This window comes from Flavobacterium sp. WG21 (assembly GCF_000335775.1).
Lineage (GTDB): Bacteria > Bacteroidota > Bacteroidia > Flavobacteriales > Flavobacteriaceae > Flavobacterium > Flavobacterium tructae.
On the sequence record NZ_AMYW01000004.1, the window covers coordinates 148,628 to 167,608 of the forward strand.

General features: G+C 35.7%; 12 protein-coding genes. 7 read left to right on the forward strand and 5 right to left on the reverse strand.

The window, feature by feature from the left end:
- Window positions 1–30: 30 nt before the first annotated feature.
- The gene (locus C245_RS0104930; RefSeq protein WP_017495474.1) at window positions 31–1,566 is read right to left on the reverse strand and encodes a YifB family Mg chelatase-like AAA ATPase; all 1,536 of its coding nucleotides are present in this window, start codon (window positions 1,564–1,566) and stop codon (window positions 31–33) included.
- Between the two features lie 714 nt (window positions 1,567–2,280).
- Here C245_RS0104930 and C245_RS23595 point away from each other — a divergent pair.
- The 4 genes from C245_RS23595 to C245_RS0104955 all read left to right on the forward strand — a co-directional run bounded on the left by C245_RS23595 (window position 2,281) and on the right by C245_RS0104955 (window position 9,406).
- Window positions 2,281–3,246 (forward strand): S41 family peptidase, encoded by a 966-nt coding sequence (locus C245_RS23595; protein ID WP_255348296.1) that lies wholly within the window; start codon window positions 2,281–2,283, stop codon window positions 3,244–3,246.
- Between the two features lie 168 nt (window positions 3,247–3,414).
- Window positions 3,415–6,411, forward strand: coding sequence for an amidohydrolase family protein (locus tag C245_RS0104945; protein ID WP_017495477.1), 2,997 nt, complete (start codon window positions 3,415–3,417; stop codon window positions 6,409–6,411).
- 40 nt (window positions 6,412–6,451) lie between these two features.
- Window positions 6,452–7,759, forward strand: a complete 1,308-nt coding sequence (locus tag C245_RS0104950; protein WP_017495478.1) for an amidohydrolase family protein — start codon at window positions 6,452–6,454, stop codon at window positions 7,757–7,759.
- 330 nt (window positions 7,760–8,089) lie between these two features.
- Window positions 8,090–9,406, forward strand: coding sequence for an ammonium transporter (locus C245_RS0104955; protein WP_017495479.1), 1,317 nt, complete (start codon window positions 8,090–8,092; stop codon window positions 9,404–9,406).
- Between the two features lie 199 nt (window positions 9,407–9,605).
- On the opposite strand, the gene C245_RS0104960 is transcribed toward C245_RS0104955, so the two are convergent.
- The 3 genes from C245_RS0104960 to C245_RS0104970 all read right to left on the reverse strand — a co-directional run bounded on the left by C245_RS0104960 (window position 9,606) and on the right by C245_RS0104970 (window position 14,462).
- Window positions 9,606–11,504, reverse strand: a complete 1,899-nt coding sequence (locus C245_RS0104960) for a protein-disulfide reductase DsbD family protein (RefSeq protein ID WP_369770009.1) — start codon at window positions 11,502–11,504, stop codon at window positions 9,606–9,608.
- 202 nt (window positions 11,505–11,706) lie between these two features.
- A complete protein-coding gene (gene tilS / locus C245_RS0104965; protein WP_017495481.1) occupies window positions 11,707–13,017 on the reverse strand; it encodes a tRNA lysidine(34) synthetase TilS in 1,311 nt (436 codons plus the stop codon).
- A gap of 158 nt (window positions 13,018–13,175) precedes the next feature.
- Complete coding sequence (locus C245_RS0104970; RefSeq protein WP_017495482.1) at window positions 13,176–14,462, reverse strand: anthranilate synthase component I family protein; 1,287 nt, start codon at window positions 14,460–14,462, stop codon at window positions 13,176–13,178.
- A 277-nt stretch (window positions 14,463–14,739) separates the two neighbouring features.
- Between C245_RS0104970 and C245_RS0104975 the strand changes: the two genes are divergently transcribed.
- The 3 genes from C245_RS0104975 to C245_RS0104990 all read left to right on the forward strand — a co-directional run bounded on the left by C245_RS0104975 (window position 14,740) and on the right by C245_RS0104990 (window position 17,456).
- Window positions 14,740–15,636 carry a DUF4349 domain-containing protein gene (locus C245_RS0104975; RefSeq protein ID WP_017495483.1) on the forward strand — a complete coding sequence of 299 codons (897 nt, stop codon included), beginning with the start codon at window positions 14,740–14,742 and terminating at the stop codon, window positions 15,634–15,636.
- A 207-nt stretch (window positions 15,637–15,843) separates the two neighbouring features.
- Window positions 15,844–16,218 (forward strand): DoxX family membrane protein, encoded by a 375-nt coding sequence (locus tag C245_RS0104980; RefSeq protein ID WP_017495484.1) that lies wholly within the window; start codon window positions 15,844–15,846, stop codon window positions 16,216–16,218.
- A gap of 584 nt (window positions 16,219–16,802) precedes the next feature.
- Window positions 16,803–17,456 carry a hypothetical protein gene (locus tag C245_RS0104990; protein WP_017495486.1) on the forward strand — a complete coding sequence of 218 codons (654 nt, stop codon included), beginning with the start codon at window positions 16,803–16,805 and terminating at the stop codon, window positions 17,454–17,456.
- 52 nt (window positions 17,457–17,508) lie between these two features.
- Here the strand turns inward: C245_RS0104990 and lpdA are convergent, their stop codons facing one another.
- Window positions 17,509–18,912 (reverse strand): dihydrolipoyl dehydrogenase, encoded by a 1,404-nt coding sequence (lpdA, locus tag C245_RS0104995; RefSeq protein ID WP_017495487.1) that lies wholly within the window; start codon window positions 18,910–18,912, stop codon window positions 17,509–17,511.
- Between the last annotated feature and the right edge of the window lie 69 nt (window positions 18,913–18,981).

Sequence of the window (18,981 nt, forward strand, 5' to 3'; positions counted from 1 at the left end):
TTCGCTCCAAAATAGTAAAATCTAAAATCTCTAACCCAGCCAGCCGTCGCGATCCAAACTTCTATATTGAATGGCTTCGGCGATGTGTTGGGAAATTATAGACGGAGCATTATCTAAATCGGCGATGGTTCTTGAGACTTTCAGGATTCTGTCGTAGGCTCTCGCCGACAGATTCAATCGTTCCATAGCGGTTTTCAGCAATTCTTTTGACGGATCGTCAAGAATGCAAAACTCCCGAATAAGTTTGCTGCTCATTTGTGCATTGTAATGTACATTTCCAATGGTTTCAAAACGTCTGGTTTGAATTTCCCGAGCGGCGGTAACCCGTTTGCGAATTTCAACACTGCTCTCGGCTTTTCGATCATCGGCCAATTTTTCAAAAGGAACTGGTGTGACTTCGATATGAATGTCAATCCGGTCTAAAAGCGGACCCGAAATTTTGCTCATATAACGCTGCATCTCGTGAGGCGAAGATGTATTAGGCATACTCGGATCATTAAAAAAACCACTTGGACTTGGGTTCATACTCGCCACCAGCATAAACGATGACGGATAAGTAACTGTAAACTTCGCTCGCGAAATGGTCACTTCGCGATCTTCCAGCGGCTGGCGCATGACTTCAAGAACATCGCGCTTGAACTCCGGTAATTCGTCTAAAAACAAAACACCATTATGAGCCATCGAAATTTCTCCGGGCTGAGGATAACTTCCTCCTCCAACCAAGGCAACATTAGAAATGGTATGATGAGGGCTTCTGAAAGGTCTCTGATTCATTAACCCTACCTCTTTTAATTTTCCTGCAACACTGTGAATTTTTGTCGTTTCAAGAGCTTCACGCAAAGTCATTGGCGGTAAAATACTCGGAACACGCTTAGCCAGCATCGTTTTCCCCGCTCCGGGCGGACCAATTAAAATGATATTGTGACCTCCGGCAGCGGCAATTTCCATACAACGTTTTATACTTTCCTGTCCGCGCACATCTGAAAAATCAAATTCCGGGAAATCTAAGCTTTTATAAAATTCAGCTCTGGTATCAATAATTGTAGGCTCAAGCGTTCCTTTCCCATTAAAAAAATCAATAACATCCTGAAGATTCTGAACTCCATAAACGTCTAATCCGGTCACTATTGCGGCTTCTTTCACATTCTGAATGGGCAGGAAGAAACCTTTATAACCTTCTTCCTTTGCTTTGATTGCGATCGGTAATGCTCCCCGAATAGGCTGTAAACTACCGTCTAAAGAAAGCTCTCCCATGATAATATATTTTTCAATCTCCGGTGCTTTTACCTGATCTGAAGCAACCAAAATCCCCATCGCCAAAGTTAAATCGTATGCGGAACCTTCCTTTCGCAAATCAGCCGGTGCCATATTAATTGTTATTTTCTTACCAGGGAAATTTAGTCCATTATTCTTCAGAGCAGCGGCAATTCGATAACTACTTTCCTTTATGGCATTATCCGGCAATCCCACTAAATGATAACCAATCCCATTATCCATATGAACTTCGACCGTAATCGTTGTTGCTTCTACTCCAAAAACGGCACTTCCATAAACTTTTACTAACATAATCCTTGTTCCAAAAATGGCTTTAAATCTAACAAAAACACAAAAGTAGCTTTTTTATTACAAATTAACAGCCTTTTCCTCCTACTTCCTTTTAGATTCAATTCTATCTTCTCAAATTCATCATTAGAAAATCACAAATATTTTCAACTTCTACTAACAAAAAATAACAAAACAACACACCTGCAAATATTTTCATCAGATTTTATCATAAAATCTTAAATTAGCGTTATAAATAAAAATCCAAAACATTATGAAATATCTCACTAAACCATTTTTACAACAGATTTTTATTTTTAACAACAAACTCGTTTTTTTATTCGTGCTCACTTGTCTCATTCTCCCAAACGCCAATGGTCAGCAAAAGAAAATAACGGAAAAATTCAAAAAAGAAACTATCCTAAAAATAGATTCCCTCATTCAAAAGGAGTACATATTTCCTGATCAGGCAAAACTGATCGCAGCTCATTTAAAAAAGAGTTATAAAGAAAATAAATTCAAAAAATACGATCTTCTGGATTCTTTCGCCGTAGCGCGCTAACGAAAGAAATTCGTTTAGTCAACAACGACAAACATCTTAGAGTCAAGCCTAAATTTGTTCCCGATAACAACACCACGAGTACAGCTAAAGATTCCTACGAAATTTATCTTCATAATTTAACCGACAATCGCAAACTTGCCGATGGTTTCCGAGAGGTTAAAATACTTGACGGTAATATCGGTTACCTCAATTTTAAATATTTCATACACGAGACTAACCCCACTATTGATTCTTATATGCAATTGCTTTCTAAAACGGACGCCATTGTTATTGATTTAAGAACTAACGGAGGTGGAAGTCCTAAAACCGTGCAATACCTGTGCAGTTACTTTTTTAAAGAACCTCTATTGCTAAATACCTTATACTTTAGAAAAGACAACTTTACGGAAGAATTCAGAGTTACAGAAGTTAACGGTAAAAAAAGAATCGATGTTCCCTTATTTATTATCACAGGTAACAGAAGTTTTTCGGGTGCAGAAGAATTCAGTTATAACATGCAAACACAAAAAAGAGCAACCTTAGTTGGTGAAGTGACTGGTGGTGGAGCAAATCCCGGTGAAATTCTTGAAATTAACTCTCTTTTAGAAATATTTATTCCTACCGGAACTGCAATAAATCCAATCACTAAAACAAACTGGGAAGGAATTGGTGTAGTCCCTGAGTACAAAACAACCAAGGAACTTGCCTACGACAAAACCATAGAATTGGCAAAAAAAGCAGCAGAGGACTACCGAAGTAAAATTGCAGCTGAATCAAAAAGACTTTATCTGGAATTGCAATCTACTGTTGACCAGCAAACAAAACCATTAAACGAAGCTGATTTAGCAAAAATGGATCAGCAAATTCAAACCGTTATAAAAAAACTAATTGAATCTAATTGGTTTACGGAAGAGGATATTACTAACCTGTCGTCTGATTATACTTCTACAAAACCATTTATTGCAGAATCCATTTTAAAAAGCAATGCAGAATTACATCCAAAATCTCCGATAGCCTTTTTAAAATATGGTGATCTGCTTGAGCAAAACGGAAAAAAAGATACCGCAACGGCCGTCTTAAAAAAAGCGGTAGAACTCGCCACAGAAATCAAAGCTCCCTATCTGGAAGGGATAAAAAACCGATATGAGAAGATCCTAAAATAAAAAGAGATTCTTAAAAGTAGCCTTCAAAAAACAGTGTAAAACATCAAAATCAGAAGAATTACTAAATCGTTTTTGGTACTTAACGCGGAATATAAAAAATTAATTTTCATTAAAACTTGCTCAAATATTAATATTTCCTATTTTTAATGAAAATTTTATTAATTATCCATGAAAAGAAAACTACTACTACTGTTTTTGAGTGTTTTTTTAACAAAAACGTACGCTCAAGATTACTTTCCCGTTAATGAAAGTGTCCACAACAAAAACAACAATTACACTGTTTTTACCAATGCCACGATTTATGTAACCCCAACACAAAAAATCGAAAAAGGAACTTTACTCATTCAAGATGGCAAAGTGGTTGGTGTTGGAAATAACATCACCATTCCTAAAAATAGCGTTGCTATTGATCTTGCAGGAAAAACTATCTATCCTTCGTTTATTGATATCTACACCAGCTTTGGGGTTGAAAAACCTAAAGCCCCTGCCGGACGTGGACGTGACCGCAGCCCTTTATACGACACTAAAAAAGTAGGCTACTACTGGAACGAAAGTGTTCGTCCGGAAGTAAATACTTATGAGACTTTTAAATACGATCAGCCGAAAGCTGAGGAATTACTAAAAGCCGGTTTTGGAGTAGTAGGAACCCATATTGCTGATGGAGTTGCTCAGGGAACCGGAATTTTAGTAGCGCTGAACAACACCGAAAATAGCAAACAAATTATTGCAAATAAAGTAACCAACCATTTTGCTTTTACAAGAAGTGCTTTGACCAATCAGGCTTATCCAAGTTCGTTAATGGGTATGACGGCTTTGTTACGCCAAATGTACCTGGACTTAGACTGGTACAAAAAAGGAAATTCAGAAACTAAAGATTTATCATTAGAGGCTTTAGCTGATAACGAAAAACTGGTTCAGATTTTTGCTACAGAAGACAAATTAAACAGTTTAAGAGCTGCGAAAATTGCCAAAGAATTTGGATTAAACTATGTTCTGAAAGGGAGCGGAAATGAGTTTGAAAGAATTGAAGAAATTAAAGGTACCAATGCCAAATACATCATCCCAATCAGTTTCCCTGAAGCGTATGATGTTTCTAACCCTTATTTATCCAATCAAATCGAATTGGCCGATATGCGTTTCTGGAACCAGGCACCTACCAACTTAAAAGTTCTTTCGGATAATGGAGTTGTTTTTGCTTTAACAACAGACAAATTAAAAAAGACCGAAGATTTTAAAACTAATCTACTAAAAGCCATTAAATATGGTTTTGATAAAACAAAAGCTCTGGAAGCTCTAACCACAGTTCCCGCAGCTATTTTAGGAAAAAGTAATGAAGTAGGAAGTTTGAAAACTGGTGCTTTTGCCAACTTCATCATTACTTCAGGTGAAATTTTTGACGAAAAAACGGTTTTATACGAAAACTGGGTTCAGGGAACGAAATACGTTGTGAACGATGTTAACGCAAAAGACATTCGTGGTAACTACGACTTAACGGTTGGAAAAGATACCTACAAATGGAAAATCGAAGGAACAGTTGATGCCCCAAAATCTGAAATTACAACTGCAGATGCAAAGAAAGTGAGCAGTACTTTTGCTGTTTCTAAAAACTGGATCTCTCTTTTAATTAAACCAACCGATTCAATCAAATCAAATTTTTCACGTTTGACCGGATTGATCGAGAAACCGGAAAACTTATCCGGAAAAGCGGTTTTAGGAAACGGAACTGAATTGTTTTGGACTGCTACTAGAACAAGTCCGTTTGTAGCGGTAAAAGATTCAACTAAAGTTGAAAAATTAAATCCTATTATCCCGACAACTTATCCAAATATTGCTTTCGGTGACTCAAAAAGACTAACTGCTCAAACTTTACTATTCAAAAATGCTACGGTTTGGACCAACGAAAAGGAAGGTATTCTAACTGAAACTGACGTTTTAATTAAAAACGGAAAAATTGCTGCTGTAGGTAAAAATCTTTCAGATGCTTCTGCTACAGTTATTGATGCTAAAGGGAAACATATCACGAGCGGAATTATTGACGAACATTCCCACATCGCCATTTCAAAAGGGGTGAACGAGATGGGACATAACTCGACTGCCGAAGTTACGATTCAGGATGTTGTAAACTCTGAAGACATCAATATCTACAGAGACTTAGCAGGAGGTGTAACCACTTCGCAATTATTACACGGATCTGCAAACCCAATCGGAGGACGTTCTGCCATCGTAAAATGGAAATGGGGTGCTGCACCAGAGGAAATGTTGTACAAAAACCAACCAAAGTTTATCAAATTTGCTTTGGGAGAAAACGTAAAACAAGCGAATTGGGGAATTGATAATCCTACCCGTTTTCCACAAACCAGAATGGGAGTTGAACAGGTTTTCACTGATTATTTTCAACGTGCAAAAGAATACGATGAAAGCTGGAAAAAATTCAACGCTGGTTCTAAAAAAGGAAAAGCGCCAAGAGTTGATTTAGAAATGCAAACGATAGCTGAAATTCTAAACAAAGAGCGTTTTATTACCTGTCACTCTTATGTAGAATCTGAGATTTTAATGCTGATGAATGTTACAGAGAAGTTCAATTTCAAAGTGAATACTTTTACGCACATTCTGGAAGGATATAAAGTTGCTGATAAAATGAAAGAACACGGTGTTGGAGCTTCTACATTCTCTGACTGGTGGGCTTATAAATTTGAAGTAAATGACGCGATTCCGTTTAACGGACCAATTATGCACAATCAGGGACTAGTGGTTGCCTACAACTCAGATGATGCCGAAATGTCAAGAAGATTGAATCAGGAGGCTGCAAAAGCGGTAAAATACGGAAACATCTCTGAAGAAGAGGCGTGGAAATTTGTAACCTTAAACCCTGCCAAATTATTACACATTGACGATAAGGTAGGAAGTGTAAAAGTAGGTAAAGATGCTGACGTTGTATTATGGAGCGAAAATCCGTTGTCTATTTATGCTAAAGTCGAAAAAACAATGATTGAAGGTGTAGTGTATTTTGACCTTGAAAAAGATGCTGAAAAACAACAAGCTATTTCTAAAGAAAGAAGTTTATTGATTGGGCAGATGTTGCAGGAAAAAAACAAAGGAATGAGCACACAGCCACCAACTAAGAAAGAGAAGAAAGAATATCACTGTGATACTTTAGAACAATAATAACGGCTTTATAAAATTCATAAAGATAAAAACAGATAACATGATTAATAAAAACATATATATAGGTCTGCTTGCCTTTTGTGCATCATTGCAAATAAAAGCACAGCAAATACCGGCACCTCAACAAACCAAATCGGTTTTGATTTTAAATGCTACTGCACATTTAGGTAACGGAAGTGTTATTCAAAACAGTGCCGTTGGATTTAAAGACGGAAAATTAACCCTGGTAGCAGATGCAACGACCGTAAGACTTGCTGCCGATGCGTATGACACAACCATTGACGCCAGCGGAAAACACATTTACCCGGGATTTATCGTGGCTAATGCAACATTAGGTTTAGTAGAAATTGATGCCGTGAAATCGTCAGACGATCAGGAAGAAATTGGAACTTTTAATCCAAACGTAAGAAGTATTATCGCCTACAATTCTGAATCGAAAGTGGTAGAAACTGTTCGTCCGAATGGGATTTTAATGGCTCAGATCACTCCTCGCGGGGGTAGAATTTCCGGAACTTCTTCTGTGGTGCAATTAGATGCCTGGAGCTGGAAAGATGCCATTATAAAGGAGAATGACGGAATTCATCTTGATTTCCCTTCTAATTTCAGAAGATCCGGATCATGGTTCGAACCGGGAGTTATTGAAGCCAACAAAGACTATCCAAAACAAGTGGAGGAAATCGCAGCGTTCTGGGGTAATGCAAAAGCTTACAATCAGGCTGCTTCAAAAGAAAGAAACATTGTTTTTGAAGCTACAAAAGGGCTTTTTGATGGAACGCAGACGCTATACATCCATGCTGATGAAGAAAAACAAATCGTTGATGCTATTCAGTTAGCGGCAAGCAATCAGATCAAGAAAATAGTTGTTGTAGGAGGTTTTGAAGCTTATAAAGCTGCTGATGTATTGCAAAAATATAATGTTGGTGTATTCTTAAGACGCGTGCATGACATGCCAACAAGTGATGACGAAGATGTAAATCTACCTTATAAAATGGCCAAAATACTTACCGATAAAGGTATCGTGGTAGGCCTTGAAAACAGTGGTGATCACGAGCGTATGAGTGTAAGAAACCTGCCGTTTTTAGCAGGAACCTGTGCAGCATATGGCTTAGACAGAGAAAAAGCGTTACAGCTTATCACTTCAAACACAGCAAAATTATTAGGTATTGATACCACTTGTGGTACTTTGGAAACAGGTAAAGATGCTACTTTATTTATCTCTGAAGGTGATGCACTTGATATGAGAACGAATAAGCTAACAACTGCTTTCATCCAGGGAAGAAAGATTAACTTAGAAACTTTTCAAACCAAACTGAATGATAAATTCAAAGCAAAGTTCAATCAGAAATAAGCAATAGTATTTTATAATAAAAGGCGTCATTTGAAAAATTCATCTGACGCCTTTTTTATTTACAATTCACAACAACAAAGTGAATTAATCGGATATTAATTTAAAAAAATATCAAAAATACCTCTGTAAAACACTATTTTTTAGTTAATAAACCAACAAAAACACAAACCATTTTTACCAAATCATAAATTTAAAGTTAATATTATTCAATTGACATAAAACACAGGGGGTCAAAATAAAAAATTAATAAAAATAAAGCACTCACCCCTATTTTTTACATGGTTATCACTTGATTTTATACATTTATAAAAAATTTAAAACTAAATAACTATGCGAAAAATTATTTTAAGTGTGATTCTTATCACGATTTTAGTACTCACCTTTTTATCCAACTTTATATTATCCGATAACCCAATTCCGGCAGAAGCTGTAAAGTTTGACACAGGAGACACAGCCTGGATGATCGTAGCCACTGCTTTTGTTTTGCTTATGACACCCGGATTAGGATTTTTCTACGGAGGAATGGTAGGTAAGAAAAACGTTATTAGTACCATGCTGCAAAGTTTTATGGCAATGGTAATTGTTACAATCTTATGGGTTATTGTCGCTTTCGGATTAGCATTTGGCCCTACGATTGGCGGAATCATTGGAAACCCAACTTCTAATTTATTCTTTCAGAATGTAGGTACCAGCACTGCCTGGAGCCTTGCCCCAACAATACCTTTTATGTTATTCGCATTGTTTCAGGCAAAATTCGCCATTATTACACCTGCATTAATCACTGGTGCATTTGCAGAACGTGTACGTTTTTGGGCTTATTTGTTATTTATGGTTTTATTTATCCTAATCATCTATTCTCCTTTAGCACATATGACATGGCATCCAGACGGAGTATTCTTTAAAATGGGAGTGTTAGATTTCGCAGGAGGAACAGTAGTGCACATGAGTGCCGGATGGGCCGCTTTAGCAGGAGCAATATTCTTAGGAAAAAGAAAAGTTCAAAAAGTAAATCCGGCCAGAATTACTTACGTTTTACTGGGAACAGGTTTGTTATGGTTTGGATGGTTTGGCTTCAATGCCGGCTCTGCATTAGGAGCTAACGGATTAGCTGTTCAGGCTTTAGGAACTACAACTGTTGCTGCCGCAGCTGCTGCTATGGCCTGGGTTTTCCTGGATAAAATCTTAGGACACAAATTATCAGCTCTGGGCGCTTGTATAGGAGCAGTTGTAGGACTGGTTGCCATTACTCCTGCCGCAGGTTTTGTGAGCATCTCTCATGCTATTTTCATTGGTGCATTCTCTGCCATTGTTAGTAATCTGGTAGTAAGCAAATTCCCTAAAGGAAAAATCGATGATGCGCTAGACGTTTTCGCCTGTCATGGTGTTGGTGGTATGGTAGGAATGCTGTTAACCGGTGTTTTTGCCTCGAAAGCAATCAACCCCGCTGTTGGAGACAATCAAGGTTTAATTTTTGGAACTCCAACATTATTTATCAATCAATTAACTGCTTTGGTAATCGTTTCTATCTTTGCTTTTGTAGGTTCTTATGCTTTATTCTTTGTCGTAAACAAAATTACCCCACTAAGAGTTACTGAAGAAAAAGAAGAATTAGGATTAGATATTTCTCAACACGGGGAATTCTTATAAAAACAAATTTCCGCCTTTGCCCATAAAAAATCCCTCTAAGTCTGACCTTAGAGGGATTTTTGTTTTGAATTAATTTCAACCCTTTGTTTATTGTAGATTGTAGACTTTAGACTTTAGATTGTAGATTTTAAATTGTACCCTTTACTCTATATTCTTTACTCTATATTCTTTACTCTATTCTCTATGTTCTAGAAAAAAACTACTTAAAATTAGAAATTCCTTCTTTCAGCCATTGCAAATATTCTTCTGCGCCTACATAACTAATAGTAGGTTTTGAAGGGTTTAAATTCTTCCCTTCCAAATCTGTAATCACATATAGTGGCTGTGTATTGGTTTTATATTTTGAAATCATAAAATCAGTCCATTTATCTCCCACCGTTTCGATTTTATCTCCTTTTGCCGTAACATACTGCTCTTCTTTTGGCAAGTCACGTTTATCATCCACATAAAGAGAAATCAAAACCACCTCATTCTTCAGGATCGGTAAAATCATTGGTTCTGACCATACGTTGTTTTCCATTTTTCTGCAATTCACACAGGCATAACCTGTAAAGTCAAGCATGATTGGTTTATTGATTGATTTTGCATATGTTAAACCATCTTCATAATCATGAAAAACCATGATGCCATGAGGTCCTAACTCCGCTCCTTCCGGTAAACCCGAAACGGTTTCAGTACTACCGCTATTTGAATTTGCAGATCCCCCTACTCCAAACGGACTTTCGCTATATTGCGGTGGTGGCGGGAATGCACTGATTAATTTTAATGGCGCTCCCCAAAGTCCCGGAATTAAATAAACCGTGAACACTAAAGTAAGTAATCCTAAATACAATCTTCCAACCGAAATATGATTTAGAGGACTATCGTGAGGCAATGTAATTTTTCCGAATAAATATAAGGTCAGAGCTGCAAAAATAGCGATCCAGATAGCGATGAATACTTCTCTTTCCAGAAAATGCAACTGAAGTACCAAATCAGCATTTGATAAAAATTTAAACGCTAAAGCCAATTCTAAAAATCCTAAAACTACTTTTACCGTATTTAACCATCCACCGGATTTTGGCAACGAATTCAACCAGCCCGGGAACATAGCAAAGAACATAAATGGTAACGCCAATGCTAATGAGAATCCTAACATTCCAACAATTGGAGCAATTCCACCATTTGAAGCAGCTTCGACTAATAAGGTTCCAACAATCGGTCCGGTACATGAAAACGACACAATAGCCAAAGCTAGAGCCATAAACAATATACCAATTAAACCTCCTCTGTCGGCTTGCTGATCTGCTTTATTTGCCCATGAATTTGGCAGCATAATTTCGAAAGCTCCCAAAAATGAAGTAGCAAAAATGATCAGGATCACAAAGAAAATCAGGTTAAACCAAACATCCGTAGACAGTGCATTCAACGCATCCGCCCCAAAAATTTTGGTTACAATCAATCCTAATATTACGTAAATAGCAATAATAGAAAACCCATAAATGATTGCATTTCTTATTCCTTTTGCCCTGCTTTTACTTTGTTTGGTAAAAAAACTTACCGTCATTGGGATCATCGGGAAAACACAAGGAGTCAACAAAGCTGCAAATCCTGAAATAAAAGCGATAAAAAAGATCGACCATAAACTTCTTGAAGGCGTCGACGCTGGAATTTCTTCACTTGTTTCTGCCAAAGCCTTATCTGTTTTTATAACTTGCTCTACTGCTGAAGCGACTACTTTTTTTACTGTATCAACTGCTATCCCCTCCACTTTTGTTTCATCTAATTTAGATTCAGATACTGCCGCAACAGCATCCATTTTAAAATTTGATGGAATCGCAATAGAAAACTTTTTACTGGAATTGATACAAACTTCTTTACAAACTTGAAAGTCAAAATCAACCTCAACCGTTTTTAAGTTCGGATTGATAATGGTGATTTCCTGTTCGATATGTGCTTTGCCTTCAAAGAAAGTTTCATTTACACCAAAAACATCATTAAAAGCTGTTTTGGTTTTTCCTTCTTTAGCCTTTCCAACCAAATTGTAATTTCCTTTCTGATTTTTAAAGGTAATCTCTAAAGCAAGCGGTCCTCCTTCCGGCGTAAACTGCGAATACATGTGCCACTCTTTTTCAATTGTTCCGTCAAAAATCAAAACAGCATTATTTCCGGCTTTCTTTTCAATTTTTGAAGTCCATTTTACCGGTTCGAGAATTTGAGCGTTCCCTTTTGCAAATGCAAAAAGAAAAACAGTAAAAAAACAATGGATTTATTCCAGACATTTTTCGACGTTATCGTTTGATGGTAGTAGTTAGGGTTCATTATAATAATTCTATTTTAATTATTTCGTTTGTTGTATTCTCGATTTTAAAGCGTTCATCCTGTCTGATTCCGATAACCCACACAATCTGATTATCTGAGCATAAAATCCAAATTTTTTCCTTTTCAATAAGCGATAATTTTTCATCCTTAAAAAGTTTGCTTAGCTTTTTAGATTTCCCATTCATTCCAAAAGGATGAAAAACATCTCCCTCCTTCCATTTACGTAAGATAAGTGGAAAACGGATTTTTTCAGCGTCCACAAATATAGCTTTATTTGAATCTATTGTAATGTCGTCTACCTGACAAAGCCTTAATTTTAAGGGAAAATTAACGTCTTTCTCCTCTGCTCCAATTTCGAATACTTCATTTTCTTCTAATTCAGAAATGGGGCTCAAAATCAAAGTATCTCTGTTTTTCAACAATCGAAAACCAGCCGAAAAAACCTGTTTACCGGATTGTCCCTCTGCCAAATCATAAATATCATTCCAGGCCACGAAACCAAATTCATTTAACCACTGATACAAATACGATTTGTAATTGGGTAATTTCTTAAGCTGATTCAAGTCAAAGTGAATATCTTCTCCCTCTTCTTTCGCTACTTGCTGGTAAATCATGATCGAAGCATCCTCAACCATTTCTTGTGATTCCTGCAAATACTCTTGCGTTTTTTGAAAGGCATTTAAAAAATTTGGATTAATTTCTTTCAAGATCGGAACAAGATCATGGCGAATTTTATTTCGAAGGTATTTATTTGACGCATTACTGCTGTCTTCCCGCCATAGTACATTGTTTTGCTTTGCATATTCTAAAATTTCGGCTCTGGAAAAAGGTAAAAGCGGACGAACAATTTTATCATTTTGCTCCGGAATCCCAATCAATCCGTCTAATCCTGTCCCTCGGGTTAGATTGATTATGAAAGTTTCGAGATTGTCGTCGGCATGATGTGCCGTTAAAATATAGTCGAAATTTTTGGTTTCCAGAAGTTCGTAAAACCAGTTGTAACGCAGTTCCCGAGCTGCAACCTGAGTGGATAATTTATAATCTTTGGCAAAAGCCTTTGTATCAAATTGAGTACTAAAAATCGAAATACCATTCTCGTCACAGTACTTTTGAATAAAATCCTGATCTCCAAAACTTTCTAATCCACGCAATTGAAAATTACAGTGCAAAACGGCGATCTCAAACGGTAATTGCTGAAACAGATGCAGCAAAACCATGCTATCCAATCCTCCGCTTACTGCCAGAAACAGCTTTTTATCCTCCAGAAATGGAAATCTTACAGCGAGATGATTTTGAAATTTTAAAAGCATTTATAAATGTAAAAATTTAATTCAATATAATAGAGAAAGTTTTTTTAATCTTAAAATTGTACGAATTTACACTGTATTTGCAAACTACAAATAAAATTGTACGAATTTTATTTATTTTAACATTCCCACATGCAAATCATCAATCGAAAATATATTGGTTATTGCAAAACTTCGTGCATTGCTTTTGCCTTTAACAGACATTCTTCGTACTCTTTTTCGGGGATTGATTGGGAAGTAATCGCACTTCCAACTGAAAACGATATATATTTATTTTCCTGATTGTACAAGATACTTCTTATCACCACGTTAAAATCGAAATCACCTTCAGGTGTAAAATAACCTACAGCACCACTGTACAGACCTCGTTTGGTTTCTTCCACATTTTCAATAATCTTCATGACCGAAATTTTTGGTGCTCCCGTCATGCTTCCCATTGGAAAAGTGGTTCTTAAAACATCTATTGGTGAATACTGCGGATCTATTTTTGAAGTGATGGTTGAAATCATTTGATGCACCTGCAAAAATGAGTAAATTTTACAAAGTTCCGTTACTTCTACAGAACCTTTCTGTGCCGTATGCGACAAATCATTTCGTACCAAATCGGTAATCATAATATTCTCAGCACGTTCTTTAGGATCTGATGCTAAAAATTGCTTTGATTTTTCGTCTTCAACCGGATCTGAAAATCGTTTTGAAGTTCCTTTTATCGGTTGAGAAATTAAAGTTTCACCAACCTTTTTCAGGTACCGCTCCGGGGAAGCTGATAGCAAATATTGTTTATGATTTTTAAAAAATACCGCAAACGGAGCTTGTGATATTGCGTCTAATTTCCGGAATTTCTCCAAAGGATTAATTTCGGTATTCTCAGCAAAAAATTCCATACAAAAATTAGCTTCATACATATCACCTACATGAATGTGCTCCAGCATTTTGTTGACTTTTTCAACATAAGCTTCTTTTGAAATACGTTGTTTGACTTCAATCGCGCTAACCGTTTCAAAGGCATCATATTCACTATTAACGATTTCTTCATAGTCCTCTTCCAACTCATCATCGCAAAGCAATAAATATTGTATCTCAAGTTTATTCTCTTTTACTATGAATATCTTTTTAGGCTGAAAGAAAAACAAATCCGGAAAATCTAAACCGTCAAAATTTAATGATGCGAGGTTTTCCGTATCATTTTTTAAATCATAGGAAAGATATCCAAAAAGCCAGTCTTTAGTCGTTTGCTGATATTGTTTCAGATCTTCAAAAGCATTATGAAAATCTGTTTTTAAAGAGGTAAAAGCATCCACTGCCAAAACAAAATCAAAGCTTGAATATTCCTGTGGATACGAATTACTATCCAAAAAAACTACCTCTCGAAATTGTTGTGACCAGCTTAAAAGCTGCTGTTTAAAATGCTCTGGATCTGAAATGTCTTTGTAAATGGTAACTCTCAAAAATAGGTAAATTTTAGGCCTCAAAATTACAACAAAAAAAATCCTTCAATAAAATATTAAACAAAAAATATTGGCACACTTTTTAGTATATCGAATTAACAAGAATACTCAAACCTTTTTTGCCTATTGATAAAATACACTTCTAAAAAACACAGCCAGTAAAGACTAACACAGATTGAATTCGTTATACCAAAAAATCGATAAGAATCTTTCTAGTCTCCTCCTGAAAAACGGATTCTCTAAATTATTACTCAACCAATTAAATCTAAAAAACTTTATGAAAACAATTGCCAACCTTGGATTGACTTCCTTAGTACTTATCATCTTATTCTTTTCCTGCAAAAAATTCGATCCCGCTACATCAGAATCCCTTACAGATCCACAAACAGCAACAGACAGCACTGCAGTTTCTTCATCGGCAGCAGTGGAAAAAAAAGACAGTAAGCAAAAATTCATTCGCACTGCCGATATTAAATTCAAGGTAAAAAATGTCGTTAAATCTACTTATGCAATTGAAAACACCACTCAGAAATTTGGAGGTTTTGTAACCTACACCAGCTTACAAAGCACCATTCGTGATCAGGTTAAAACCAAAATCAGTCCCGACAGCACACTTGAAACCACTAAATATACGGTACAAAACGACATTACAATCCGTGTTCCCAATACACAGCTCGATACTGTTATTAAAATCATAGCCAAACAAATTGATTTTCTGGACTTCAGACTTATCAAAGCCGATGATGTTTCATTGAAGTTGTTATCTAATCAGCTTTCACAAAAAAGAAACGCTGTTACACAAAAAAGGGTCGAAAAAGCAATTGATGCTAAAGGCAAAAAAATTAATGATGTTATGGAAGCCGAAAATGCGCTGGCGAACCAGAAAGAAGCCAATGATAACAGCATTATTGAGAATTTATCCTTAGAGGATCAAATCAAATTCAGTACTATAACTTTACAGCTCTATCAAAACGAAACGATAAAACAGGAGATAATAGCCGGTGAAAAAGACAGCGATGCTTACAAACCTAATCTGGGAATTCAAATCATCGATTCGCTAAAAAATGGCTGGTACATTCTTGAAACGATCTTTGTTTTTCTAATTAATTTGTGGCCATTTCTTTTGATTGGTTTTGGAGGATTTTTCCTTTACAAAAAATACTTTAAGAAATAAGAAAAGTGTTAAAAAACAACAATTTCATAAGGAAAAAATCGTTATATTTGATATAGCATTCTATTTATCTCAAAATAGAACGACAATGACTGTCAAATTCTCAATATAAAAGTCATGAAAATTACTTTTTATCATTGGTGAGTTCAGATTATAACGTTTTCCAAAAATAAATTAGACTTTTTTAACCCATTAAAAATCTTAAATATTATGAAAATTGCTACCATTATTGTCCGTGTTTTAATTGGCCTTTTGTTATTATTCGCTTCTCTTAGTTTTTTCTTCAAACTGGCTCCGGAACCAGAAACTACCGGTGATTTTAAAGCTTTTAATATGGGACTTGTTGCCTCAACATATTTATTGCCATTAGCAAAATCAATCGAACTACTTTGCGGAATTGCGTTTGTAACAGGACGATATGTAACACTAGCCAATATACTGATCTTACCCATTACGGTGAACATTTTGTTTATCAACTACTTTCTGGCACCACAAGGATTGCCGCTTGCTGTATTACTATTCCTGGGCAACTTGTTCTTAATTTACAGATATTGGGATAATTACAAAAGCGTTTTCACCAGATAATCAATTTTTCACTTTAGATTTAAAAAGCAAACCCGACAGATTTAAAAACCTGTCGGGTTTGCTTTTTTTAATACTTACACTATTTTGCTTTACAATCAGAATAAAAAGGACCAAAAAATGAGAGCTTAAGCATACCAATATTATCTTTTCTGACAAAGCTGGCTTTTCCCGATACTTTCCTCTCACTCGTCTTTTATGACATTATAGCCCCTGTTATTTACCTTTATCTCTATATTACTACTTAAAAAAATAGTAACAACCGTCATTTAGAATCTGCTCTGACAACTTTAATTTATTTACTAAAAAATTTAGCAGTTCAAAACTACCTTTTTTTTGAATTCTTCAGTGCTCTCAAAACAAAGTATCTCTACCATTTTTCGACTTCTGCAAAAATAAAACTACAAGCCTAATTATCAAACAATTAAACCATGAACACCTGCAAATACAACCTCAGAATCATACCTCTAATTTACGAAATTTTTTCTGAACTTTTTCATTTTTAGACTCAAATATTACAAGAATAAAATTCAATTCTCCGAATACTTTTACTAAACAATTATATTTGATGAAAATTTCCATTTTACATGAAAAAATATTTACTCGCCTTCTTATTATTGTTTATTCATTTTTCCAGATCGCAATCTATAAAATCTATAGATTCGCTAACGACTGAAATCTGTAAATCATTGGTTCAAAATCAGGCTTTAGACAATGAAATCAGAATTAATACAATCAATAATTCTCATATCACTCCTTACCTGACAAAATTTAAGGATAGTATTGTTCAAAGAAGAGTGTTTGAGCAGTTATTTTTCAGGTTACATAAAAACTGTAACGAATTTGTAGCTCTTTTTCCAAACGAATCCGAGAAAAGCAGTTGGTCCATGCAGAATGAAAAGCCTCTTGATGAAATATCCAGAGAGGAATGCAATCATTTTGATGAATCTTCAAAATATTATTACATAGAAAATAGCGGCGCTAAAGTAGAAGTGACTTTAAGCGATCATTTATGGACAGAAAATTTTAATGATGGTACATTCTCAAAATTGCATTACAAAAAGAAAGGCAGCTGCGAATTTGAACTGGAATTTATTGAAAGTAATAATCTGTCACGAAAAAATCTAAGCATTAAAGGCGACAAATATTTATACCATTTGTATAAAGAAGAGAATGGAACTTATAATGTCTATTTAAAAAATAAAGAAACGTATTATATTTTCACCATACTAAAGCAATAAAAAACCCGTCAGAAATAATTCTGACGGGCTTTTAAGATATATTTTACGTAAATTATACGTGTAATGCTCTGTTATCAGTAGCTGCCAAAGCCGCTTCTTTTATTGCTTCAGCAAAAGTTGGATGCGCATGGCTCATTCTTGAGATATCTTCAGCAGAAGCTTTAAATTCCATAGCTGTAACAGCTTCAGCGATTAAATCTGCTGTACGGGCTCCAATCATGTGAACACCTAAAACCTCGTCTGTTTTTTCATCAGCAAGGATTTTTACGAATCCATCTAAGTCAGCACTTGCTCTTGCACGTCCTAAAGCTTTGAATGGGAAGCTTCCTGATTTGTATTTAACTCCTGCAGCTTTCAATTGCTCTTCAGTTTGTCCAACTGCTGCAACTTCCGGCCAAGTGTATACAACACCCGGAATTAAGTTGTAATCAATATGCGGTTTTTGACCCGCTAAGATTTCAGCAACCATAGTTCCTTCTTCTTCTGCTTTGTGTGCCAACATTGCTCCACGAACAACGTCACCGATAGCGTAGATATTTGGAACGTTAGTTTGTAAATGATCGTTTACTTCTACTTGTCCTCTGTCAGAAATTTTAACTCCTGCTTTGTCAGCGTTCAATCCGTCAGTATACGGACGACGTCCAACAGAAACTAATGAATAATCTCCTTCTAAAGTAATTGTTTCTCCTTTTGCATTTTCAGCCTGAACCACAACAGCATCACCGTTTCTTTCTACTGATTTTACTTTATGAGAAACGTAGAATTTCATTCCTTGTTTTTTCAATACTTTAGTCAATTCTTTAGACAAAGAACTATCCATTCCCGGAATGATTCTGTCCATGAATTCTACTACAGAAACCTGAGCACCTAAACGAAGGTAAACTTGTCCAAGCTCAATTCCGATTACTCCACCACCAATAATTACTAAGTGTTTTGGAACTTCTTTTAAAGCCAAAGCCTCAGTAGAAGTGATGATTCTTTCTTTATCAATTTTAATGAAAGGTAAAGAAGATGGTTTTGAACCTGTAGCAATTATAGTATATTTTGCTTCAATAGTTTCAGATGTTCCGTCAGCTTTTGTCACAGCAATGTGTGTTGCATCTACGAAAGAACCTAAACCATTAAAAACAGTAACTTTATTTTTATCCATTAAGTAGTTAACTCCACCTGCAGTTTGATCAACAACAGCTTGCTTGCGCGCGATCATTTTCTCTAAATTGATTTTCACATCACCTGAAACTTCGATTCCGTGATCTGCAAAATGTGCAATTTCCGCATAATGATGAGAAGACGATAATAATGCTTTTGAAGGAATACAACCTACGTTAAGGCAAGTTCCACCTAAAGAGTTATACTTTTCTACAATTGCAGTTTTAAATCCCAATTGTGCGCAACGAATTGCTGATACATATCCGCCAGGACCTGAACCTATAATGACTACGTCAAATGAACTCATAGTTTGTCTATTTTATTTTTAGCGTTACAAAATTAAGGAATAAAGTTTTGTTTGAAGTTTAATTTTCAA

Excerpts from the sequence above, each read along its gene's own strand:
- C245_RS0104930 (WP_017495474.1), bottom strand. The coding sequence starts at position 1,566 with ATGTTAGTAAAAGTTTATGGAAGTGCCGTTTTTGGAGTAGAAGCAACA.
- C245_RS0104945 (WP_017495477.1), top strand. The coding sequence starts at position 3,415 with ATGAAAAGAAAACTACTACTACTGTTTTTGAGTGTTTTTTTAACAAAA.
- C245_RS0104950 (WP_017495478.1), top strand. The coding sequence starts at position 6,452 with ATGATTAATAAAAACATATATATAGGTCTGCTTGCCTTTTGTGCATCA.
- C245_RS0104955 (WP_017495479.1), top strand. The coding sequence starts at position 8,090 with ATGCGAAAAATTATTTTAAGTGTGATTCTTATCACGATTTTAGTACTC.
- C245_RS0104960 (WP_369770009.1), bottom strand. The coding sequence starts at position 11,504 with ATGTATTCGCAGTTTACGCCGGAAGGAGGACCGCTTGCTTTAGAGATT.
- tilS (WP_017495481.1), bottom strand. The coding sequence starts at position 13,017 with ATGCTTTTAAAATTTCAAAATCATCTCGCTGTAAGATTTCCATTTCTG.
- C245_RS0104975 (WP_017495483.1), top strand. The coding sequence starts at position 14,740 with ATGAAAACAATTGCCAACCTTGGATTGACTTCCTTAGTACTTATCATC.
- C245_RS0104980 (WP_017495484.1), top strand. The coding sequence starts at position 15,844 with ATGAAAATTGCTACCATTATTGTCCGTGTTTTAATTGGCCTTTTGTTA.
- C245_RS0104990 (WP_017495486.1), top strand. The coding sequence starts at position 16,803 with ATGAAAAAATATTTACTCGCCTTCTTATTATTGTTTATTCATTTTTCC.
- lpdA (WP_017495487.1), bottom strand. The coding sequence starts at position 18,912 with ATGAGTTCATTTGACGTAGTCATTATAGGTTCAGGTCCTGGCGGATAT.